Here is a 21,621-nt window from a genome sequence, read left to right on the forward strand (position 1 = left end):
GATGGATTCTGACCTTGGCCCAAGGGATGGCGAAGGGGAGCTGTTGTCGGAAGTACAGCAGGAAAAGGAACGCCTGGTCAACGAACTGGAAGCACGTTCGGTGTTGACCAACGACATGCAAACCATCCCGCCCATTACCGAGATAAAGCGGTTGGCTGGAAACAAACACGTCACCTTCGTGCGCTCTGACAAGATCGCGAATCACCCGCGCAGGTACTCTATCGCGGCCAGAGATCGGGCGCGTAGCCAGGGTTGGTTGACCGAGAACGGTGTTGACCCGGCAAAGCTGCGGGATGCCATTCGGAGCGAACTCAACATCAAGTTCAACGCGACCTTGTGGGAACCGGATCAGAATGGCGCGCTCATGACAACGCTGAACAGGTTCTACGACGAGGCGTCCTGGTCCATCTGGGGCGATGCCCAGGCCCGACAGGAAGCTGTGGATGCAACCGGGTTCGACGCCTCTGCCGAGGCACAGTTCATGCGCTTCGCCGCTGGCGCGACGGCCTCAGGTGAATTCGATCCTCGCAAAGGAAAAGTGCATTTCCAGGCGAAAGCGGAAGGACAGTATGCGCTGGCCCAGGGCAAAGTTGGCATTGAGCAGGCGTTCCCGGTGAATAACCGGTCTGAGATCCGGATTCCTTACCGGGTTGGAGGCTGGGACGGGGAGCGAAGAATCGCTTCATTGGGCCATTTCCAGGCGGCGATCAACGCCTCGCTTTCCGGCTTCGCCGGTGCTTCGGCGCTGATTGCTGGCAACGTCCATGTGTCCACCACCGATGGCCTTCCGACGCTGAAGGGCATTGCAGCGCGAAAAAACGGGCAAAATGCGGGTATGGAAGCGGGTGTATTCGCAGGCATCCGTGGCGGATGTGAGGTGGCCGGTGAGCTGCGCTGGAAGGATGTGCTGACGGAGCAAAGAGAGTGGGACAAGCTCTGCACTATTGGAAAGAAAGTTGAGGGGGCGCTGGGGGCAGATGCTGAACTTGATGTTCGACTGGAATTTAGCCGCGCAACAGGGAAATTCTACTTGAATGTTCATGCAGGGCTCGTTTTCGGTGCAGGTGCATCAGGAAGCTTTGTGCTGGAGATTGACACTCAGAAAATTCTTCGAATGCTGCACTTCGTATATAACGCTTTGATGGACGTAGATTTCCGATATTTAGAACTGTTTGATCAACGTACGTACGCTTTCGATTGGTATCAGCGAATGGGACTGTATGCTTTGGGAAAGGGCTTATCAGCACTTGAAGTGGCGAACGAGTTTGCTGGCTCTATTGCTGATGAGGTGGCGGCATATGTGGAAGCAGTTTTTGTAAATCGTCACCGAGAAAAGCAAGGCGCTGAGATCGCACAAAATGTACTCATTGATCTGCAATTGAAGCAAGATTCCGTTTTCTTGCATTCCCCGCCTGAGGTCAAAGGTACCGTGCTGGACAATATTCTCTTCGATTGGTGGGTCACGCCTGAGCTATGGAGCGACGATGACATCAAAATTCAGGCAGTTAACCAAATTTTGGCTTCTTTCCAAGGGTGGCGAGACTTTGAAGAGACAATTGTCAGAATGAATCCAGAGGGCGTTGCTAGACAGTCAGAGTTTGAAGGAAATCTTGAGAGATTGTTCGAGTTTATAGGCAAGAACAAGTCAGATCAGCGTCTCTTTATGCGCGGTTTACATGAGCAAACCGCCATGGCCGGAAGGCCCGTTAAACTGGATCCTTTTGGTGTTTGTCGCATTTGTAGTATTGGTTAAGGGATATTCGTATATGTTGGACGTGGGCCGGTTTAAAGTCGGAGGAATTGCGATTTTTTCGACCGCCTTAGTGGCCTGTGGGGGGGTGACTAATGGCGAAGAAAAAAGCCAATCAGCCATTGTTCAAAATGCAGTTTCTAATCAGGTGTTTGTGGAAGGCGGTGATTTCGAGTTGGGAGATGTAGGCCGTCCAGACGGTTCTCCTTACATAACTTTGACTGATTACGCCCGGCCATCCGTAGATGTACGAGTCGATAGTTACTCCATTTCCCGATACGAAACCACTTGGGCAGAAATGGAGACCTACTACAAAGCAACTGCGCGACTATCTCTTTACGAAAATTCTTCCTTCAAGAACCGGTACGTGATCACTCCTTCTGATGATCCCCTATCGCCCTATTTTCGTGACAAACCCGCCAGAGTGCCGAACTACCGCGAGGCTGAAGGCTACTGTGCTTGGCTAGCCGACCAAACCGACTTGCCCTTTGCACTGCCAACCGAAGCTCAGTGGGAATACGCTGCCCGAAGCCGGGGCAGAAATGTTCCGTATGCCACAAATACTGGAGAAGAAGACAATGACACGTACTTGCAGAGGCCGAAGGAGTATATCGACCCAAGTATTCCTCCCTCTGGCAACTTACTAAGCCACTCTTCTCTGGTTATGGAGCGAAGACCTGTTGGTAGCTACCCACCCAACCCGATAGGCCTACATGACATGTCAGGAAATGTTGCTGAATGGACTCAGGACTGGTTTCAAGAAGACTATTACCAACACGCGCCACGCAATAATCCAAAAGGTCCATCGGCACCCATTGATCCCGATAGACCAGAGAAAACTGTGAGGGATTGGTCTGGTCACGGAGATCACGTTGGTGGAAATGCAACTGTGTTCGCCCGATCCGGTGTGCCTGTTTCAGTTGGTGGCAACGGCTTCCGCTGCGTCGTCAATCATCCCGAGCCAGTCAACTGAGGAAATAGAAGCCAAGAAAAAGAACTGTTAAAGAGGCAGTTTGTACTCATAAGCGGAGCGAGGTCTCATTTTCTGGCTTCCAGACTCTGCGGATTTGGGTATAATTTTTACGCCTGAAAACAGGGTGTTATCGGACAGGGAACCAACAAACTTTCAAAGGAATGAATATGAAAACCTTCAACACGCTGCGGGTGATCTTTGTGCTCTTGGGTGTCGGCATGCTTGTCGGCGCTTTTTTCTTTTTCCAGAGCACTTCAGCTTTTCTTGAAACCGCTACAGCCAAGCCGGGTGTTGTAACCGATCTGGTTCGGTCGCGGTCCGGTGATTCATATGCCTATTATCCTCTCGTGCGTTTTGAAGATGGGCAGGGCAGGCTCACAGAGTTCCTCTCGTCCAGCGGCAGTAATCCGCCGAGTTACAGTCGCGGTGATACAGTTCGTGTGTTGTTTACGCTAGGGGAGGCAGACTCCGCAAGGATTGACGGATTCTTTTCGCTTTGGGGGGCAACCCTGATCGTAGGCTGTCTGGGTGGCGTTTTCTTCCTGGTCGGAGCGGGTATGTTTGTTGTGCCGGCTGTCAGAGATGGTGGCGCGGCCAAGCTTCGCAAAACCGGGCAGCTGGTTCAGGGCAGTTATCAGGGTGTCGAAAACAATAATATGATAGTCATTAACGGCAAAAGCCCGTATCAGATCGTGTGCCAGTGGCAGAATCCGGTCACGTCAGATATTCATGTATTCAGGAGTGACAACCTCTGGTTTGACCCGTCTGAGTATATCCAGCATGAGTCGCTTCCTGTTTACATCAATCCGACCAACCCGAGGCGCTACTGGGTAGATACGACTTTTTTGCCGAGAATGGCGCGCTGATCGGGCTTTGAACCACGATTCAGGTGAACCTCTAGTAACCCTCTCCCGGGTGCGGCCAGGCACCGTAAAGGGTAGACTGCCCGTTTTGAGTGCTGGCTTGGGTTTCTCCGGGCAGGGTTATTAATACGGTGTGCGAGGTTCATCATGGACGGCCAATCCAACAATAACGAACCGGCAAGTCAGAGCAAGAGCGCGCTGATTTCCTCGGATCTCGCTACCCCGATCTATGGTCTGTTCGGTCTGGGCATTCTCTACACCCTGTATGTCGCCCATCAGATTATCCTGCCCATCGTTCTTGCGATCATGACCAGCTTGCTGCTGTCGCCACTGGTGAAAAAGGCCTACGTGAAGTGGCGCATTCCCCGGATGGTCAGTTCCATGGTGTTTGTGTTGCTGGTGTTGGCCGGGATTGTGGGGATCACGCTGGCCGTAGCCACACCGGCCCTGAAATGGGTCGAGGAAGTGCCGGGGGCGGTTTCCCGGGTGTTGGTGGGCGAAAGTGAGCTCAGTCGTCAGATTGCCAGGGTCACTGAGTCGGCCGAGCAAGTGGAGAAGTCCGTCGAGCAGCTATCCGATGGTGAGCAGCGGCAGCCTACGGCCGTGGTTCTCCAGACCGATTCCTGGCGCAGCCAGCTTATGAACAAGGTCCAGAACGGCATTGTCGGACTGGCCCTGGCTCTGGCGCTTACCTACTTTCTCCTGGTGAGCGGGGACCGTCTGATCCGCAACTTTGTGCGTCAGATGCCCATAGGTCAGCGCAAGACGGTGCTGCGAATAACCCATGATTCCCAGCACCTGATCGCCCAGTATCTCGGCGTGCTGGGTCTGAGCAACATTTTTGTCGGCACGGCAACCGGATTGATCTGCTGGGCCGTGGGCCTGCCGGATCCGGCTGTGTGGGGACTGGTAGCGGGACTGGCCCGGTTCATTCCGTATCTGGGTGTGGTGATTTCCGTTTCGATGCTCTCCGTGATTTCGGTGATCAGCCTGGAGGAACTCTGGATGATGGCCATTGCCCCGCTGGGTTTCCTGGCGCTGACCACCCTGGTGGGGGCGTTTATCGAGCCCTGGATTCATGGCTTCCGCATGGCCATCAATCCGGTCATCATTTTCGTATCCATCTTTTTCTGGGGCTGGCTCTGGGGGCCCGTGGGAGTACTGCTGGCGGTGCCGCTGATGACGGTCATCCAGGTTGTGCTAAAGCAGATTCCCAAGCTGCGTCCGGTATACCGGGTGATCGCTCGCTAACCGGATAACGGATACCCGCAACACGCCCTGACACGTCCGGGAATCTCACCTATCCTGACTGGATAACTCAAATTCAGCAGACTAGGGAGGATTCCCCGTCCATGATCCCGAACACCATGAAAGCCATGGTTCTTACCGGACACGGTGATATCGACAAGCTCGAATATCAGGACGTTCCCACCCCTCAGCCCGGCCCGGGCCAGGTCCTGGTTCAGGTAACCGCAACCGCCAAGAACAACACCGATCGCAAGGCGAGGGAAGGGCTTTATCCCACCAGGAAGGGCGAGATGACGTCGTTCAAGATGGGAGGCAAGCCTACCCTGACCTTCCCCCGCATCCAGGGCGCCGACATTGCCGGTCGGGTGGTTGCTGTCGGTGAGGGCGTCGAGGAGAGCCGCGTCGGCGAGCGCGGGCTGCTGGATTTTAATATCTACGCCGATGGCAGAAGGGACATCAACCTCACGCCGGACTACTACGGCCACGGCGCGGACGGCGGGTTTGCCGAGTACGTTGCGTTGCCCTCCGACCAGTTTCATCACATCCCGAACCCCGAGTTGTCCGACGCGGAGCTGGCGGCCATGGGCATGTGTTCCTACCAGACCGCCATGCACATGCTCACCTCGGCCAATGTCAGGGCGGGGGAGAGGATTCTGGTTACCGGCGCCAGTGGCGGTGTTGGTACCGCGCTGATCCAGTTATGCCGCATCATGGGAGCTATCCCCTACGCGCTCAGCAAGAATGACAAGGCGGATGCGCTGATGGCCCTGGGTGCCGAAGCCGTGCTGGATCGCTCGGACATGGACAGCTTCGAGGATCGGGTGAAAGAGCAGACCGGAGGCAAGCCCATAGATGCAGTCATGGACCTGGTGGGCGGCGAGATGACCGACCGCTTCATCGATACCATGATCTTCGACATGAATGCCCGCGCCACCTACCCACGCCTGAGCATTGCCGGCGCCAGCGGCGGCAACATCAGTGAAATACTCTGGACGCGCATCTATCTCTACCAGGTGCAGATTTTCGGTGTCTCCCACGGCACCCGTGAAGAGGCGGAACAGCTGATGGCCTGGATCCGGGGCGGCCAGCTCAAGCCGGTTCTGCACGGCGCCTTCAGACTCTCGGATCTGCATCGGGCCGAGGAATACTTTGTTAACCGGGGCAGCAATTATCTCGGCAAGATCGTGATCGTTCCCGACGCACAATGGGAAGAACACGGCAAACCCCATGCCCTGGAGAGCGCCTGATGAAGCCGGAGCTAACCATTCAGTTGATGGATACCCATGCCGGTGGCGATGTCAGTCGGATTGTGACGGGCGGCATAGACCTGTTGCCCGGAAATACCGTGCGTGCCCAGATGGAGTACCTGCGGGATGACGCCGACGGCCTCCGGAAACTGTTGCTTGAAGAGCCCTATGGCATTCCGGAGATGTCGGTGGACCTGCTGGTGCCGGCCACGGACCCGCGTGCGGCAGCCGGTTACATCATCATGGAAGTGATGGGTTACCCGATCTATTCCGGTTCCAACACCATCTGCACCGCCACCGCTGTGCTTGAGGCCGGTATCGTGCCCAAACAGGAGGGCAAGCAGAACTTCATGCTGGAATCGCCGGCCGGTCTGGTCCAGATCGAGGCCACCGTGCATGACGGCGTGGTCGAGGCGATCACCTGCGAGGGGCTGCCCAGCTATATTCACACCTACAAGGCCAGTATCGAAGTGCCTTCGCTGGGCAAGGTGACCTACAGTGTCGCCTACAGTGGTGGCTTCTATGCGTTGGTGGATGCGAAAGAACTGGGCTTCGATCTGACCCTGGACGAAGAGCGGAAGCTGGCGGAGACCGCCCATGCCATCGTCGAGGCAATCCAGGCGGAGCGGGGTTTCTCCCATTACACCCTGGGAGATGTCGGTCCGCTGCCGTTCCTGCACTTCATGGGGCCGGAGGAGCACGTGGCGGAAGGCTATTACCGCTCACGCTCGGCCACCTACGTGCATCCGGGGGTCATCTGCCGTAGCACCACAGGGACCGGCACCTCGGCGCGCCTGGCTCTGATGAATTACGAAGGCAGGATCCGGCCGGGCGACAAGCTGGAGACTGTCTCCCTGAGAGAAACCGGTTTTATCGGCGAGTTCACCTCGGTGGAAACCGAGGGCGAGTACCAGGTAGTGAAGAACAGCATTACCGGCAAGGGCTATGTGATCGCCCGCTCCGATATCGTGGTGAACTGCGATGACCCGATGGTGGACTGTGACGGCCTCCATCACATCCTCTCCTCCCGCCACAAAGGTGATATTACGCCAAAGTCCTGATCTGCCGGCCCGTTTGCGGATGACGTGATAAAACGACCGCAAACGGGCCGGTTATTAGTCTAAGGTTTACCTTTACGTAAAGTGAAGCCTGTGCTAAACCTTGGACCTGTGCATTCAAAGATAAAAACAACAGGAGTTCACGATGAGCCTTCCGAAATACACCGATGTGTACAACAACTTTGATGCAGCCGCTCTGGAAGCGGACATCCTGGACGGACGTCTTGATAGCGGCTTGAACGTATGCCACGAGATCTGTGACAAGTGGGCCACCGACCCCCAGAAGGTAGCCCTGTTCTACGAAACAGTAGATGGTGGTGATGGCACTCTGACGTTTGCTGAGCTCAAGGCCGCCTCCGCCCGCTTTGCCAACTATCTGAAATCCCGGGGAATCGGCAAGGGCGACCGGGTTGCCGGCCTGCTGCCCCGAGGCCCGGAACTTCTGATTGTGATCGCCGGCGCCCTCCGGGCTGGCGCGGTCTACCAGCCACTGTTTACCGCGTTTGGCTCAGGCGCCATCGAATACCGCCTTGAGCGTGCCGGTACCAAGCTTGTTGTGACAGACCCTGCCAACTACCCGAAGCTTACCGAAGTGAAGGACTGCGCCCCGGTGCTGTGCGTCAATGCCAGCGAGACCGGCGCCGATGTCCAGGATTTCGAGGAAACCCTGGCACAGCAGTCTGACCAGTTCGAGCCGGTGATGATCAAGGGCTCGGATCCGTTCCTGCAGATGTTCACCTCCGGCACCGTTGGCAAGGCCAAGGGCGTTGCGGTACCGGCGAAGGCGCTGCTGGCGTTTTACGTTTACATGAAGTACGCCATCGACCTGCGCGAGGACGATGTATTCTGGAACGTGGCGGATCCTGGCTGGGCTTACGGTCTTTACTACGCGGTGGTCGGCCCGCTGATGATGGGCCACGCTACCCACTTCAACCCCGGTGCATTCACCCCGGAATCCACCTACGACATGATCCGCAAGTACAAGATCACCAACCTGGCGGCGGCCCCCACGGCCTATCGTCTGCTCAAGGCCAACGACCAGGTACTGCCGGAAGGTGAGAATCTGGGCCTGCGGGTCTGCAGTAGTGCCGGTGAACCTCTGAACCCGGAAGTGGTCAACTGGATCAGGAATCGTCATTTCTGTCCGGTGAAGGACCATTACGGCCAGACCGAAACCGGCATGACCTGTTGCAACTTCCATGGTCTCGAGCATCCGGTGCGTGAAGGCTCCATGGGTTACTCCTCACCGGGCCACAAGGTGGTTGCCCTGAACGAGAAGAACGAAGAAGTGGGGGAGGGCGAGATCGGTCAGCTGGCGGTGGATGTGAAGGCGTCTCCGCTGTTCCACTTTGACGGCTACACCTGGGGTGAGAAAGATCCATTCGTGAAGGGCTACTACCTCACCGGTGACATGGTGATCTGCCACGGCGATGGCAGCTTCTCCTTCAGCGGTCGTGACGACGACATCATCACCACCGCCGGTTACCGGGTTGGCCCCGCCGATGTGGAGAGCACCCTGCTTGAGCATGCCGCCGTTGCCGAATCAGGTGTCGTGGCGAAGCCGGATGAGAAGCGAGGTGCTATTATCAAGGCTTACGTGGTCATCAAGAGTGGCCAGGAGCCGGCGGATGAACAGGCCCTGAAAGACGAGCTCCAGGAGCTGGTTCGGCGTCGTCTGTCCACCCACGCCTTCCCCCGGGAGATCGAGTTTGTGGATGAGCTGCCCAAGACCCCGAGCGGCAAGATTCAGCGATTCGTGCTCCGTAGCCGTGCCAAGGACGAAGTCGACGCATGATCATCACGTTCGAAGAGCTCCAGGCGTTCCTCGAGGAGCAGTTTCCGCAGGGTGAGGCATTCGGCACCCTGCAGAAACTCGGGGACGGCTGGGCCGAGATGCGGCTGGAGGTGGACGAGGAGCACCTGCGGCCCGGGGGTACTGTCTCCGGGCCGGCGATGATGGGGTTGGCGGACGTAACCATGTACGCCGCCCTGTTGAGCAAGATCGGGTTGGTGCCCCTCGCGGTGACCACCAACCTGAACATCAACTTCCTCAGAAAGCCGGCGGCCCATGCCGCGATATGGGCCCGCGCGAACCTCCTGAAGGTGGGGCGTACCATGGGGGTCGGGGAAGTGTTTGTCTATTCCGAGGGGGTGGAAGAGCCGGTGGCGCACTCCGCCATGACGTATTCGATTCCCCCGGAAAAATACAGGAATTAGGTATTGACGTTTACGTATACGTCAATCTACTCTGTAGGTAATTCAGAAGTACAACAATAACAAAGGGTATAGTGGCTCATGAGTGAACAGTACGTTCTCGAGACCCGTAACCTGGTCAAGGAATTCAAGGGGTTCGTCGCCGTAGACGACGTCAACCTCAAGATCCGGAAAGGCGACATCCATGCGCTGATCGGCCCCAACGGTGCCGGCAAGACCACGGTTTTCAATCTCCTGACCAAGTTCCTGATCCCGACCAGGGGGCACATCCTCTATAAAGGAGAGGACATCACCTCCCTGAAGTCCGCCGCCATCGCCCGCAAGGGGGTGGTTCGCTCCTTCCAGATATCGGCAGTATTTCCGCACATGACCGCGCTGGAAAATATCCGCGTTGCATTGCAGACGTTTGAGGGCAATTCCTTTAGCTTCTGGCAGTCCGGAGCCCGCCTGAACAGGCTCAACGAACGCGCCATGGAGTTGCTGGACGCAGTGGGGCTGACCAGTTTTGCCAATACCACCACCGTTGAACTGGCCTACGGCCGGAAGCGGGCGCTGGAGCTGGCGACCACGCTGGCGATGGAGCCGGAAATCCTGCTGCTCGATGAACCGACCCAGGGCATGGGCAGCGAGGATGTGGACCGCGTGGTCGAGCTGGTGCGCAGTGCCGCAAAGGGCCGGACTGTGCTGATGGTGGAGCATAACCTGAGCGTGGTCAGCAAACTGTGTGACCGCATCACCGTGCTGGCCCAGGGTGCCGTGCTGACCGAAGGCGACTACGAAACCGTGTCTTCTGATCCCCGTGTGCGCGAGGTTTACATGGGAACCGACGGCAGTGGCGAGCGGGGCGCGACCGAGACCAATCCTGCCAGTGCGGAGGCCGCCCAATGAGTCACGGACCGGACAAGGAATACGAACAGCTGCGGGTTTCCGGACTGCACGCCTTCTACGGCGAGTCCCATATCCTGCATGGCATCGACATGGTGGTTAACCGGGGTGAGCTGGTGACCCTGCTGGGGCGCAATGGCGCCGGCCGCAGTACCACCCTGAAAGCGATCATGAATATGGTGGGCCGGCGCACCGGCTCGATCATGATCAACGGGGAAGAGACCATGTCCTGCGCTCCCCATCACATTGCCAGGTTGGGTGTCGGGTATTGCCCCGAACATCGGGGCATTTTTTCGTCACTCAACGTCCAGGAAAACCTGACCCTGCCCCCAGTGGTGCGCAGTGGTGGAATGAGCCTGGAAGAAATCTACACCATGTTCCCGAACCTCTACGAACGCCGTTTCAGCCAGGGCACCAAGCTCTCCGGCGGTGAGCAGCAGATGCTGGCCATGGCGCGCATTCTGCGTACCGGCGCCAATATGCTGCTGCTGGACGAAATTACCGAGGGTCTTGCCCCGGTAATCGTGGAGAAGCTGGGAGAGGTGTTGACTGCCCTGAAGAATAAAGGGCTGACGATTGTCCTGGTGGAGCAGAATTTCCACTTCGCCAAGCCGCTGGCCGACCGTCACTACGTGGTCGAGCATGGCCAGATCGTGGAAGAGATACGCGCCGACGAGCTTGATGCCAAGCAGTCGCTGCTAAACGACTATTTGGGTGTGTAGCACCGGATAGAAGAGAGCAACAACCAAAAAAAGCAACAACAACCCGAACAACCAACGCAAGACAGTAGCGGAGATACAACAATGACAATGATGAAAAAGCTTCTGACATCAGCCGTTGCATCAGCCCTGATGGTGGGCGGCGCCCAGGCCGAAATCACTGATAACACGGTCAAGATTGGTTACCTGGCTGACATGTCCGGTACCTACCGTGACCTGGCTGGCCCCAACGGTCTGAAAGCCCTGGAAATGGCGATTGCCGATTTCGGTGGCAAGGTCAAAGGCGCGAAAATTGAAGTGGTCAGTGCCGACGACCGGAACAGCCCGGATGTAGCCTCAAGCACCGTGCGCAAGTGGGTCGAGAACGATAACGTGGATATGGTGAGCGGCCTTGTCGCTTCTTCCGTCACCATCGCCGCCACCAAGATCCTCGAAGAGAGCAACAAGCTCGGCCTGGTTAATGGCTCTGCGGCCTCCAGCATTACCAATGAGCACTGCACGCCCAATCACATCCACTACGTGTATGACACCTATGCGCTGTCCATCGGTACACCGACGGCCATCGTTCAGGAGGGAGGCAAATCCTGGTTTATCCTGACCGCAGATTACGCCTTCGGCCATGCCATGGAAGCGGACGTAACCCGTGTGGTGGAAGCCAACGGTGGCGAGATTCTTGGCAGTATCCGTCATCCATTCCCGACCGACGATTTCTCATCCTACATTCTTCAGGCCCAGGCCTCCGGTGCTGACGTCATCGCCCTGGCCAACGCCGGTGCCGATACCACCAACGCCATCACCACCGCCGGTGAGTTCGGTGTAACCCAGGCAGGCCAGACCATTGCCGGTCTCGTTGTCTTCCTGAGTGATGTTCACGCCCTCGGCACCGAAGTCGCGCAGGGCCTCCAGCTCACCACCGGCTGGTACTGGGACATGAACGACGAGACCCGCGAGTGGTCTGATCGCTTCATGGAAGAGACCGGTGCCCGTCCGACCATGGTTCACGCCGGTATTTATTCCAGTGCCATGCAGTACTTCAAGGCTGTTGAGGCCACCGGTTCCGACGACTCCCAGACTGTGCGCAAGTGGATGATGGAGAACCCGGTCAACGACATGTTCGCCAAGAACGGCATCGTTCGTGAAGATGGCCGTATGGTGCATGACATGTACCTGGCACAGGTCAAATCCCCTGAAGAGTCCACCGGCGAGTGGGACCTGTACGACATCGTTCGTACCATCCCGGCCGATGAAGCCTTCCGTCCGCTCTCCGAGAGCAAGTGCAAGCTGGTTAACAAGTAAATAAAACCGCAAGCAACAGGGCTCTCCGCCGCCTGGCGGAGAGCCCTCAGGAACCTGCAAAGACGAAAAGCGCAATAGCGTCTGTGCTGCTTTTGGAGTTAGCAACATGTCCATGATTTTCGGTGTCCCGTTTGCCGTGTTGTCCGGCCAGCTGCTGATCGGGATTATTAACGGTGCCTTCTACGCCCTGCTGAGCCTGGGCCTGGCGGTGATCTTTGGTCTTCTCAAGATCATCAACTTTGCCCATGGCGCCATGTACATGCTGGGTGCCATGGTCACCGTGATCATGTTTGATGCACTGGGCGTCAACTACTGGGTAGCCCTGTTCCTGGCGCCACTGACCGTTGGCGTGTTCGGGGTACTGATCGAATATTTCCTCCTGCGCCGGATAGCGGGGCAGGATCATATCTACAGTCTTCTGCTGACTTTCGGGGTTGCCCTGCTGATCCAGGGTGTCCTCACCAATATCTACGGTGTTTCCGGCCTGCGCTATGCCATGCCGGATATGTTCAAGGGTGGTATGAACCTGGGCTTCATGTTCCTGCCGTATTACCGGGCATGGGTCATCGTTGTCGCGCTGCTGGTGTGTTTCGGCACCTGGTTCATGATCGAGAAAACCAAACTGGGCTCCTACCTGCGCGCCGGAACCGAAGATTCCCAGCTGATGCAGGGGTTTGGTATCAACGTGCCTTTGCTGGTCAGCCTGACTTACGGGTTTGGTGTCATGCTAGCGGCCTTCGCCGGCGTACTGGCTGCCCCGATCTACTCGGTCACGCCGGTCATGGGGTCCAATCTGCTTATCGTGGTGTTCGCAGTAGTGGTTATCGGCGGGATGGGTTCGATCGGTGGTGCCATTCTTACGGGTATAGCGATGGGGGTAATCGAAGGCCTCACCAAAACCTACTATCCGCAAGCTGCATCCGCCGTCATTTTCCTGGTCATGGTGGTCGTTCTGATGTTCCGCCCCAGTGGCTTGTTTGGTAAGGAGGCGTAACCATGAATCAGCCTGTCACTCAGACCGATGTTCAGAAAGCCATCCTGGAACAGCAGAGCGCTGAAAACCGGAAGAAGATGATGGTCAACGCGGTCCTGCTGCTCCTGTTGCTGGCCGCACCCTTCGCGATGTATCCGGTTTTCCTGATGAAAATCCTGTGCTTCGCCCTGTTTGCGGTCGCCTTTAACCTGCTGTTCGGTTTCACCGGGTTGCTGTCCTTTGGCCACGCCGCCTTCCTGGCCACCGGCGGCTATACCACCGGCTATCTGCTCAGCAACTATTCCGGGCTGACCACCGAAATGGGCATCATTGCCGGTACTGCCGTTGCCACGGTGCTGGGCCTGGGCTTCGCCTTGCTGTCGATACGCCGACAGGGCATCTACTTTGCGATGGTCACCCTGGCACTGTCGCAGCTGGTGTTCTTCTTCTTCGTGCAGTCGGAATTTACCGGCGGTGAAGACGGCATGCATGGCATCCCGAGAGGCCAGCTGTTTGGCTTCATCAACCTCGAAGACAACCTGAACATGTACTACTTCGTGCTGGCTGTTTTCATCGCCTGTTACCTGCTGGTGCAGCGCATCGTCAACAGTCCGTACGGGCAGGTATTGAAAGCCATCAAACAGAACGAACCCCGTGCCGTATCCCTGGGTTACAACGTGGATCGCTACAAGACTCTCGCCTTCGTGATCTCTGCCGCACTGGCGGGACTGGCGGGCTCCATGAAGTCCGTGGTGTTCCAGCTCGCTTCCCTCAACGATGCCCACTGGCACATGTCCGGTGAGGTCATTCTGATGACCCTGGTGGGCGGCATGGGCACTCTGCTGGGCCCGGTCGTAGGTGCCACCTTCGTGGTGAATGTAGAGTACCAGCTTTCTCAGGGCCCACTGCGGGACTGGGTGGATCCGATCCTCGGTGGCATCTTCATCATCACCGTACTGGCGTTCCGGAGCGGCATCGTCGGGGAAATCCAGAAGTTCATGAAAAAGAACCTGGGCTAGCTAACCCCGACTCCGAGTCAGGGTCACGAGCGTCGGGGTCAGATGAAAAGCGAGCTTTTCATCTGACCCCATTTTCACACTTGTTCTTCCCCCTTTTCACACTTGCCACTCCCCAATCCCCAATCCGGTTACAAAACACTGCAATAAAACATGCCTGCTTTCTTGACGTGTACAGTTGCCTTTCCTATTAGTTGGTATTGCGTCATCGATTTATTAACAAAAGTACATGCTAATCCCACCAGGTCCAGACGGAGCTGGAAACCCAAGAATCAAGAAGAAGGGGAATGGGGGGATGGAGAGAGCTACCGTTGTACTGGTGGACGCCACGCAGTATGGGGCGGACCCGGAGGTCGTCAGGGTAATTGAGCGGCATTTTCCGCTGGTCAGGGTCTCCGCGCAGGATGAACTCGCGTCAGTATATGCCTCTCATAACCGTGTGATCAGCTGTTTCGAGTTCGATTTTCCGGACATATCCAGCCTGTCCTTGCTGAGTGAGGCCAAGCAGGAACACACCTCTGTGCCTGTGGTGATGTTCACCCAGCAACACTCGGAGGCCCTGGCGGTATGGGCCCTCCGCAGCCGGGTGTGGGACTACTTTGTCAAACCGGTGCAGACGGACAGCGTACTCGATTCCCTGCAAAGGCTGGAAAAGCTGGTTGGCAATCGCAGGGAACGTTCCGAACGAACCACCATCCTCAAGTCCCAGCCCCTTCCGGATGACGCCCGCTTCAAGAAACACCGTTGCGAGGACAAGGTCGTCGAATCCGCCGTCGCCTTTATTGAACAGCACCTGTCGGAAAAACTGATGCAGGCGGACATTGCCGAACTCTGCGGCAGCAACAGTTACCAACTCAGCCGCGCGTTCAAGCGGGCCCATGGCATAACCTTCCAGGAATATATCGTCCGGCGCCGGATCGAGAAGGCGACCGAGCTTCTGCAAAACAACAGTGCCTCGGTGATTGATGTGTGCTGGGCCGTGGGCTTCCATGATGCCTCCCACTTCACCCGGATGTTCCAGCGCCATATGGGCATGACGCCCAGTCAGTACCGCCATCAATGCACTATCAAGCGCGAAGAAGCTGCTGCCTCCCCCCAGCTTTCCCTGTACAAGACCCTGGAACTCTGACTGGCGGCTTCAAGATTGCCCTTGATTGCCCCCGGAATTGTCTGTGCGTATTTTGACGGCTCCTCAAATCCTCCTTTTGCAAAATCCTCCTATTGTTTCGCCGGAATACTCCTAACTGACTTCTGAATAACTTCTTATCCTGAAACTACAGCGCACGGAGATGGCGCTGTGCCATCAAGGAAGTATGTCTAACGACTGCAGGAGTTATGAGATGAAAAACTTCAAGGAAAAAGTAGCTGCGTTTATTCGGGATGAGGAAGGTTTGGAGCTGTCTGAGTATGCGGTGGCTGGGTCGCTGATTGTCATTGCTGTAGTTGGCGTTTTTACTGCCCTCGGCGAGACCATTGTTACCAAGATCGGTGAGATGATCACTGCTATGGGTGGAACTCCGCCAGCTTGATCCGTAAATGGGGGGCGGGGCTCATTGCCCTGTCCTCCCGCATTGTTCCAATTAAAAGAAAATTTATGGAGTTGAACATGGATGTTGCCATTCTATTGATGGTTTACCTTGCAGGCTGTTTTGCGATAGCCGTTTTCATGGATTTTTATTGTCATAAAATTCCCAACTGGTTAGTACTGTTGACCTTATTGGTGGGTGTTATTGGGCACATTGGGGTCGATCAGTTTGCGGGGTTGTTCTTTTCGGTGGGTGGCTTTGTCACAGGTCTTTTGTGCTTTATTCCGTTTTATCTGTTTGGACGAATGGGGGCGGGTGACGTCAAACTTCTGGCTGCAGTAGGGGCGATAATAGGTCCGAGTCTTGTCACCATTTCGGCACTATCGACAGTGGTTCTAGGTGGATTATTCGCGCTGATCTTCATAGCTTTGAAAGGCGGCTTGCCAGCTATGTTCAGCCGTTATGGCTCCATGTTTGTGTTATTAGTTGCTAAGCAGCCGCAATACATCCCTCCAGCTCCAGGTGAAGCTGCTGGACTTCGCTTTCCATATGCTTTGGCAATTGCATGTGGAACAGCAGCAGCATTATTAGGCTTTTAGTCAAAATTGATAGAAAGGGAGTGCGCAATGGACGCCGAACTCTTGTTTACTGACTACAGGGATACGCATCCTCGTGCAGGTAATGATGTTGGCAGGCCCCATAGCCTCAAGGAAACCGGCCTCGATCATTTTTTCATCTCTGATTTGTTGATCAAACATCTCAACCAGCTCAGCAATCAGACCCTCCAACAACTGTCCCGGAATATTTCACTGCCCGGAGCAATTCTGGAACCGGTTATCGCTCACCTGCGCCAGGAAGCGAAGGTTGAGAGCAAGGGCGCCGACTTCTCGGAAGGTGGCGTGCGGTATGCGCTGACCGACCGTGGCCGTGCCGCTGCCCTTGAAGCTCAGTCCCGTGACGGATACTGCGGTCCGGCACCAGTCACTCTGGAAGCCCACTCAAAGCTGGTGCGTCGGCAATCGGTCTCCAAGTGTGTGGTCACCGAGGATGATATCCATCGTCTGTTCCGGGATACGGTCATTAATGAAAACCTTCTAGCCCAACTTGGGCCGGCGGTGCACTCCGGTCGTGCCATGTTCATCTATGGGCCGGCTGGCAGTGGCAAAAGCTACATCACCCGTCAACTAGTCAAGCTCCTGGCCGGCCCGGTTTATGTCCCTTATTCCATCCTGGTAGGCGATACGGTCATCAGCCTGTTTGATCCCGAATTCCATCACCCCGTTCATGGGGAAGAGCAGGATCCTGTACATCTGGTTAACGGCCACGATCCCCGGTATGTCCTTTGCCACCGTCCGGAAGTGACCACCGGCGGTGAACTTACTCTGGACATGCTTGACCTCAGATTCGACGAGCAGCGCAAGCAATACCAGGCACCACTCCAGCTGAAAGCTAGCAACGGGATGTTGCTGATCGATGACCTGGGCCGGCAGCGGGTATCCCATGTGGACCTGCTCAATCGCTGGATCGTGCCCATGGAGGAAAAGCGGGACTTTCTCAACCTTCGGGCAGGGCAGCACTTCGCTGTGCCTTTCGACATGCTGCTGATCTTCTCTACCAACCTGAACCCGCTGGACCTGGCCGATGAGGCTTTCCTGCGGCGCATTGGCCACAAGATCGGATTCAAAACCCTTGAGCCGGAGTCGTTCCTGCGGCTGTGGCAACAGGTCTGCCAGACCATGGGGATCGAGAATGATCCCGAAACAACCCGGTACATGATGACAGAGCTCTACCCGACCCAGGGCAATGTCCTGTTGCCCTGTCATCCCCGGGATCTGCTTGGTCTGGTCAGTGATTACTGCAGGTACCGCGGGTTACCGGCCCGGCTCACTACCGAATCCATTCGGTGGGCCTGGCAAAACTACTTCGTGCAGCTGGAAAACGTGGGGTGACCGCTATGTTCAAGTCAAGAACCGTTCTGATGCTCTCTTTTGCCCTGATCATGGGGCTCGGCGCCGCGTACCTGGCCAGGGGATGGGCGCTTGACCGATTTGCGACCCCAACGACGGAGGATGGTGTTCCTGTGGTCGTGGCAGCCCTCCAGATTCCCTTCGGCAAGAAGGTGGAAGCCAGTGACCTGAAAGTGGCGACCATGCCGAGATCCATGGTTCCGTCCAGTGCCCTGACGGAAGCCGAGGAGATTGAAGGATCTGTCGCCACCACAACAATCTATCCCGGCGAGATGATTCTGAAGGAGAAGGTGGCCGCCTTTGGTGGTGGTAGCGCCCTGTCTGCGGTGATTGCTCCCAACAAACGGGCTGTCACAGTCCGGGTCAATGACGTCATCGGTGTTGCGGGATTCCTGATGCCCGGCAACCGGGTGGATATTGTCGCCGCGAAGCGAAACGGAAACCGCAACTATGAGTCACGGACGCTGCTGGAAAACGTCAAGGTGCTGGCAGTGGACCAGACTGCCTCTCCGGAAAAGGACAAGCCCGTCATTGTGCGTGCTGTCACGCTCGAGTTGAGCTCGGACGACGCCGAAGAATTGGTCAAGGCAACCCAGGAGGGCATGATCCAGCTGGCACTGCGAAATCCTCTGGATGACAGCATGCGTCCGGCTCCTGAGCCCGAACCTGTGAAGGAGGAAGTCGTGGTCGAGGCCAAGCCGGCTCCGAAACCCGCGCCACGCCGGGTTGTCGTGACCAGTTCCCGCGTAACCATCATCCGTGGAACCGATGTCAGCACCTCGAAGGTCTCCATGTAAGACGGATTTTAATGCAGCGGTTGCCGGGGGGTTGGCACCCGCAAAGGAAGTAACCCAGGGAGAGAGTGACCATGACAATAAACATGAAGAAGCTGTCACTGCAGGGATGCCTGATCGGGCTGTTCCTGCTCTTGTCCGCCATCCCGGTCGCAGTAAAGGCCCAGGTGATGCTGGCAAGCGGAATGGACCGGCAGGTGGTTGAAGTAGCCCTGAATCAATCCCAGATTCTTTATCTCGAACAGCCGGTGGCCAAGATCTCGGTCGGTAATCCCGACATTGCCGACATTTTGATCCTGCGTGCCCGTCAGTTGTACGTGGTGGGTAAACAGCTCGGCTCCACCAACGTGACCCTGTGGGATAACAATAACCAGGTGGTCGCTGCCGTCGGCATCGATGTTACTCATGACCTGGAAGGCCTGAAGGCCAAGCTGCATCAAGTATTGCCCGGCGAGGAAATCGAGGTCCGCTCCTCACAGGGGGCGGTTATCCTCAGCGGTGAAGTGAGCAGCTCTTCCCGTATGGCAGCCGCACTGGATCTGGCCCGGAGTTTCCAGGGTGGGGAAGACGGCAAGGTCCTGAACATGATGCAGGTGGGTGGCGCCCAGCAGGTGATGCTGGAGGTGCAGGTGGCCGAGGTCTCCCGGGATTTCCTCAAGCGCATCGGTGCCAAGTTCGAAGCAATGAATGCCAACTCCCTGCTCACCATTGGTGCAGGCAACAACGGTACTGCGCTGGCACCGGCAACCTCACTGTCCGGTGGTGGCACCGGTACCCTCACTCCCTTCGGCCCGCCGGCAACCCAGATTCTCAGGGAACCCCTGACTTTCGAGAGTACCGGTTTGTTCGCCAGCTTCATGGATGGCGACACCCTGTTTGATCTGGTGATCGACGCCGCCCAGGAAAACAACCTGGCCAAGGTCCTGGCCGAGCCGACGCTCACCACGCTGACCGGCCAGGAAGCCACCTTCCACGCCGGCGGTGAATTCCCCATTCCCGTGGGCAGCGGGCAGGACGACGGCATCAAGATCGAGTTCAAGGAGTTCGGCATCAGTCTCGGGTTCCTGCCCACTGTGCTCGATTCCGGAATGATCAGTCTCAAGCTGAACATCAAGGTCAGCGAGCTCAGCAACCAGAACTCCATTGTGCTGGATGTGCCGGACACTGCCGCGACCTTCTTTATCAATGCGCTGACCAGCCGCAGTGCTTCCTCGACGGTTGAGCTGGGGAACGGGCAGACCATTGGCGTTGCCGGCCTGATCAACGAGAACCTGCGGGAGCGGGTGGACAAATTCCCGGGTCTGGGCGACCTGCCGATCCTGGGCAACCTGTTTCGCAGCCAGGAATACGTGAAGGGCAAGACCGAACTGGTGATCCTGGTCACGCCGCACTTTGCCAAACCGGTGGATCGCAAGCAGTTCAGCCTGCCCACGGACTACTTTGTGGAGCCCTCGGATCTTGAGTTCTACCTCCTGGGTTACATGGAAGGCAGGCGTAAACCCGGCTCCGAACCAGCACCGGGGCAGCAAGGTAGCGTGAAAGGACAATTCGGCCACGAACTCTGAGGTGTAAGTCATGGATGCATACAACCGCACATTCAAAACCATAGTGACAGGGCTGGCGACGGGGCTGCTTCTGGCAGGGTGCGCATCACCCAGTTCGGAAGACCAGTTCGGTAATTCTGTCCGCCAGATGATTGCCGCCCAGAAGTACGTGCCGCCTGGACAGGAACCACCCGAGTTGCCGGTGCTGGATGGCCGTAAGGCCGAGGCCGGGTACAACAGCTACACCAAGGATACCGGCAAGCCCGAACGGCTTGGGCCGGACATGAGTGGTGGCGTTGGCATGGGGCTTCAACGCTGACAGGGAGGATGGACCATGGACGCGGTCGACAAAGCAAGGAACTCTCAGCAAGGCGCCATCCTGCCCATGGTCGCGATTTCCCTGGTGGCTATCCTGGGGATGGCGGCCCTGGCGCTTGATATCAGCAACGCTCACCTGGAGAAGACGCGGCTTCAGAATGCCCTGGATGCCGCGGCGCTGAGCGCGGCAAAGGTCCTCGACCAAACGAGTAATGTAGCGCTGGCGGATGCGGCCGGGCATACCACCTTCTCCGCCAATACGGCGGCACCGGGCAATGCCGGCCTGGGCGAGGCCTCGGCCAGCGGCGATCTCACGCTGGTACTTGAATTTTCAAATACGCTGGATCCCTTTGTACCGGGCACGACACCGGCACAGTATGTCCGCGCGAGGGTCGACAATTATGACGTGGACGAGTGGTTCGCGCCGGTGCTTGGTATCAATGACCTCTCCGTTGCGGGTACTGCCGTCGCCGGCCCCAGTCCGACTATCAAGACCGCTTGCAATGTCGTGCCGATGATGGCTTGTGGCGTGCCTGATGAAGAGAACTATGGCTACTCCCGCGGTGAGGTCGAACAGCTCAAGATCGGTTCCGGAACCAGTTCCGAGGTCGGCCCTGGCAACTTTTACCTGATTCGTCTTGATGGCAGCAGTGGCGGTGCCGATGTACGGGAAGCTGCAGCGGGCAAGTTCGACGCCTGTCTGGATACCGGCGGTGACGGGGATATCGAAACGGAACCCGGTAATACCGTCGGTCCGTTCGCCCAGGGGATTAACACCCGGCTTGGTATATACAACGGACCGGTGAGCGCAGAGGATTACCCGCCGGATTGGTTCACCGACCACGCCCCCTATGACGAGGACGATTACGTCGCCGGGACGGTCCCTGACTATGACCTCGACTGGTATCTAAACCAATACGAGAACGTTAACCCGGATGCACCGCCCACCGGCCTGCCAGGCCGCCGGATCCTGTCCATGCCCGTGGGCAACTGCGATGGTCTCGCTAACGGCCAGAGTTCCGTGGAGCTGCTGGGTTTCAGCTGCTTCTACATGATCGACAAGATGAATCAGGCTGGCCAGGCAGTCTTTTACGGCCAGTTCAAGGATGACTGCGGTGGCAGCGGAGTACCGGGGCCGGATCCCGGCGCAGGGCCGGGACCGCGCATTATCCAACTCTATAAGGACCCGGATACCTTCGATAGCTGAGGGCTTCCGGAGCGGGAGGGATG

Annotated in this window: 21 protein-coding genes; all 21 read left to right on the forward strand. The window is 57.0% G+C overall.

The genetic code is table 11. From position 1 onward, the window contains the following. On the forward strand, positions 1-1,753 hold a 1,753-nt coding region (locus ACESMW_RS13395; RefSeq protein ID WP_372987520.1), incomplete at its 5' end, for a peptidoglycan-binding protein LysM. Between the two features lie 13 nt (positions 1,754-1,766). Next, complete coding sequence (locus tag ACESMW_RS13400) at positions 1,767-2,723, forward strand: formylglycine-generating enzyme family protein (RefSeq protein WP_372987521.1); 957 nt, start codon at positions 1,767-1,769, stop codon at positions 2,721-2,723. A gap of 167 nt (positions 2,724-2,890) precedes the next feature. Further along, on the forward strand, positions 2,891-3,589 hold the full coding sequence (locus ACESMW_RS13405; RefSeq protein ID WP_372987522.1) for a DUF3592 domain-containing protein: 699 nt from the start codon (positions 2,891-2,893) through the stop codon (positions 3,587-3,589). A 144-nt stretch (positions 3,590-3,733) separates the two neighbouring features. Then, positions 3,734-4,837 carry an AI-2E family transporter gene (locus ACESMW_RS13410; RefSeq protein ID WP_372987523.1) on the forward strand — a complete coding sequence of 368 codons (1,104 nt, stop codon included), beginning with the start codon at positions 3,734-3,736 and terminating at the stop codon, positions 4,835-4,837. A 101-nt stretch (positions 4,838-4,938) separates the two neighbouring features. Next, positions 4,939-6,081, forward strand: coding sequence for a zinc-binding dehydrogenase (locus ACESMW_RS13415; RefSeq protein ID WP_372987524.1), 1,143 nt, complete (start codon positions 4,939-4,941; stop codon positions 6,079-6,081). Then, positions 6,081-7,142 carry a proline racemase family protein gene (locus ACESMW_RS13420; protein WP_372987525.1) on the forward strand — a complete coding sequence of 354 codons (1,062 nt, stop codon included), beginning with the start codon at positions 6,081-6,083 and terminating at the stop codon, positions 7,140-7,142. Before ACESMW_RS13415 ends, ACESMW_RS13420 begins: the two co-directional genes overlap by 1 nt. Before the next feature lie 142 nt (positions 7,143-7,284). Beyond that, the gene (locus tag ACESMW_RS13425) at positions 7,285-8,934 is read left to right on the forward strand and encodes an AMP-binding protein (RefSeq protein WP_372987526.1); all 1,650 of its coding nucleotides are present in this window, start codon (positions 7,285-7,287) and stop codon (positions 8,932-8,934) included. Next, on the forward strand, positions 8,931-9,356 hold the full coding sequence (locus tag ACESMW_RS13430; RefSeq protein ID WP_372987527.1) for a PaaI family thioesterase: 426 nt from the start codon (positions 8,931-8,933) through the stop codon (positions 9,354-9,356). The genes ACESMW_RS13425 and ACESMW_RS13430 overlap by 4 nt, the downstream gene beginning before the upstream one ends. A gap of 78 nt (positions 9,357-9,434) precedes the next feature. Beyond that, positions 9,435-10,241 carry an ABC transporter ATP-binding protein gene (locus ACESMW_RS13435; protein WP_372987528.1) on the forward strand — a complete coding sequence of 269 codons (807 nt, stop codon included), beginning with the start codon at positions 9,435-9,437 and terminating at the stop codon, positions 10,239-10,241. Next, positions 10,238-10,960: an ABC transporter ATP-binding protein gene (locus ACESMW_RS13440; RefSeq protein WP_372987529.1), complete on the forward strand. Its 723-nt coding sequence runs from the start codon at positions 10,238-10,240 to the stop codon at positions 10,958-10,960. The genes ACESMW_RS13435 and ACESMW_RS13440 overlap by 4 nt, the downstream gene beginning before the upstream one ends. 81 nt (positions 10,961-11,041) lie before the next feature. After that, a complete protein-coding gene (locus tag ACESMW_RS13445; protein ID WP_372987530.1) occupies positions 11,042-12,253 on the forward strand; it encodes an ABC transporter substrate-binding protein in 1,212 nt (403 codons plus the stop codon). 106 nt (positions 12,254-12,359) lie between these two features. Then, the gene (locus ACESMW_RS13450) at positions 12,360-13,247 is read left to right on the forward strand and encodes a branched-chain amino acid ABC transporter permease (protein WP_343815860.1); all 888 of its coding nucleotides are present in this window, start codon (positions 12,360-12,362) and stop codon (positions 13,245-13,247) included. Positions 13,248-13,249: 2 nt separating this feature from the next. Then, positions 13,250-14,245, forward strand: a complete 996-nt coding sequence (locus ACESMW_RS13455) for a branched-chain amino acid ABC transporter permease (RefSeq protein ID WP_372987531.1) — start codon at positions 13,250-13,252, stop codon at positions 14,243-14,245. A 292-nt stretch (positions 14,246-14,537) separates the two neighbouring features. Beyond that, positions 14,538-15,371 (forward strand): helix-turn-helix domain-containing protein, encoded by an 834-nt coding sequence (locus tag ACESMW_RS13460; protein WP_372987532.1) that lies wholly within the window; start codon positions 14,538-14,540, stop codon positions 15,369-15,371. 211 nt (positions 15,372-15,582) lie between these two features. Then, positions 15,583-15,771: a Flp family type IVb pilin gene (locus tag ACESMW_RS13465; protein ID WP_372987533.1), complete on the forward strand. Its 189-nt coding sequence runs from the start codon at positions 15,583-15,585 to the stop codon at positions 15,769-15,771. Next, a complete protein-coding gene (locus tag ACESMW_RS13470) occupies positions 15,768-16,367 on the forward strand; it encodes a prepilin peptidase (protein WP_372987534.1) in 600 nt (199 codons plus the stop codon). Before ACESMW_RS13465 ends, ACESMW_RS13470 begins: the two co-directional genes overlap by 4 nt. Before the next feature lie 27 nt (positions 16,368-16,394). Next, the gene (locus tag ACESMW_RS13475; protein WP_372987535.1) at positions 16,395-17,717 is read left to right on the forward strand and encodes an AAA family ATPase; all 1,323 of its coding nucleotides are present in this window, start codon (positions 16,395-16,397) and stop codon (positions 17,715-17,717) included. 5 nt (positions 17,718-17,722) lie between these two features. Continuing rightward, on the forward strand, positions 17,723-18,532 hold the full coding sequence (gene cpaB, locus ACESMW_RS13480; RefSeq protein ID WP_372987536.1) for a Flp pilus assembly protein CpaB: 810 nt from the start codon (positions 17,723-17,725) through the stop codon (positions 18,530-18,532). A 71-nt stretch (positions 18,533-18,603) separates the two neighbouring features. Next, positions 18,604-20,094, forward strand: coding sequence for a type II and III secretion system protein family protein (locus ACESMW_RS13485; protein ID WP_372987537.1), 1,491 nt, complete (start codon positions 18,604-18,606; stop codon positions 20,092-20,094). A 10-nt stretch (positions 20,095-20,104) separates the two neighbouring features. Further along, positions 20,105-20,392 carry a hypothetical protein gene (locus tag ACESMW_RS13490; RefSeq protein WP_372987538.1) on the forward strand — a complete coding sequence of 96 codons (288 nt, stop codon included), beginning with the start codon at positions 20,105-20,107 and terminating at the stop codon, positions 20,390-20,392. Positions 20,393-20,407: 15 nt separating this feature from the next. Then, complete coding sequence (locus ACESMW_RS13495) at positions 20,408-21,598, forward strand: Tad domain-containing protein (RefSeq protein WP_372987539.1); 1,191 nt, start codon at positions 20,408-20,410, stop codon at positions 21,596-21,598. The last annotated feature ends 23 nt before the right edge of the window (positions 21,599-21,621 follow it).

Origin of the sequence: Marinobacter sp. (assembly GCF_041690455.1) — a bacterium.
Taxonomy (GTDB): domain Bacteria; phylum Pseudomonadota; class Gammaproteobacteria; order Pseudomonadales; family Oleiphilaceae; genus Marinobacter.

Excerpts from the sequence above, each read along its gene's own strand:
- ACESMW_RS13400 (WP_372987521.1), top strand. The coding sequence starts at position 1,767 with ATGTTGGACGTGGGCCGGTTTAAAGTCGGAGGAATTGCGATTTTTTCG.
- ACESMW_RS13405 (WP_372987522.1), top strand. The coding sequence starts at position 2,891 with ATGAAAACCTTCAACACGCTGCGGGTGATCTTTGTGCTCTTGGGTGTC.
- ACESMW_RS13410 (WP_372987523.1), top strand. The coding sequence starts at position 3,734 with ATGGACGGCCAATCCAACAATAACGAACCGGCAAGTCAGAGCAAGAGC.
- ACESMW_RS13415 (WP_372987524.1), top strand. The coding sequence starts at position 4,939 with ATGATCCCGAACACCATGAAAGCCATGGTTCTTACCGGACACGGTGAT.
- ACESMW_RS13420 (WP_372987525.1), top strand. The coding sequence starts at position 6,081 with ATGAAGCCGGAGCTAACCATTCAGTTGATGGATACCCATGCCGGTGGC.
- ACESMW_RS13425 (WP_372987526.1), top strand. The coding sequence starts at position 7,285 with ATGAGCCTTCCGAAATACACCGATGTGTACAACAACTTTGATGCAGCC.
- ACESMW_RS13430 (WP_372987527.1), top strand. The coding sequence starts at position 8,931 with ATGATCATCACGTTCGAAGAGCTCCAGGCGTTCCTCGAGGAGCAGTTT.
- ACESMW_RS13435 (WP_372987528.1), top strand. The coding sequence starts at position 9,435 with ATGAGTGAACAGTACGTTCTCGAGACCCGTAACCTGGTCAAGGAATTC.
- ACESMW_RS13440 (WP_372987529.1), top strand. The coding sequence starts at position 10,238 with ATGAGTCACGGACCGGACAAGGAATACGAACAGCTGCGGGTTTCCGGA.
- ACESMW_RS13445 (WP_372987530.1), top strand. The coding sequence starts at position 11,042 with ATGACAATGATGAAAAAGCTTCTGACATCAGCCGTTGCATCAGCCCTG.
- ACESMW_RS13450 (WP_343815860.1), top strand. The coding sequence starts at position 12,360 with ATGTCCATGATTTTCGGTGTCCCGTTTGCCGTGTTGTCCGGCCAGCTG.
- ACESMW_RS13455 (WP_372987531.1), top strand. The coding sequence starts at position 13,250 with ATGAATCAGCCTGTCACTCAGACCGATGTTCAGAAAGCCATCCTGGAA.
- ACESMW_RS13460 (WP_372987532.1), top strand. The coding sequence starts at position 14,538 with ATGGAGAGAGCTACCGTTGTACTGGTGGACGCCACGCAGTATGGGGCG.
- ACESMW_RS13465 (WP_372987533.1), top strand. The coding sequence starts at position 15,583 with ATGAAAAACTTCAAGGAAAAAGTAGCTGCGTTTATTCGGGATGAGGAA.
- ACESMW_RS13475 (WP_372987535.1), top strand. The coding sequence starts at position 16,395 with ATGGACGCCGAACTCTTGTTTACTGACTACAGGGATACGCATCCTCGT.
- cpaB (WP_372987536.1), top strand. The coding sequence starts at position 17,723 with ATGTTCAAGTCAAGAACCGTTCTGATGCTCTCTTTTGCCCTGATCATG.
- ACESMW_RS13485 (WP_372987537.1), top strand. The coding sequence starts at position 18,604 with ATGACAATAAACATGAAGAAGCTGTCACTGCAGGGATGCCTGATCGGG.
- ACESMW_RS13490 (WP_372987538.1), top strand. The coding sequence starts at position 20,105 with ATGGATGCATACAACCGCACATTCAAAACCATAGTGACAGGGCTGGCG.
- ACESMW_RS13495 (WP_372987539.1), top strand. The coding sequence starts at position 20,408 with ATGGACGCGGTCGACAAAGCAAGGAACTCTCAGCAAGGCGCCATCCTG.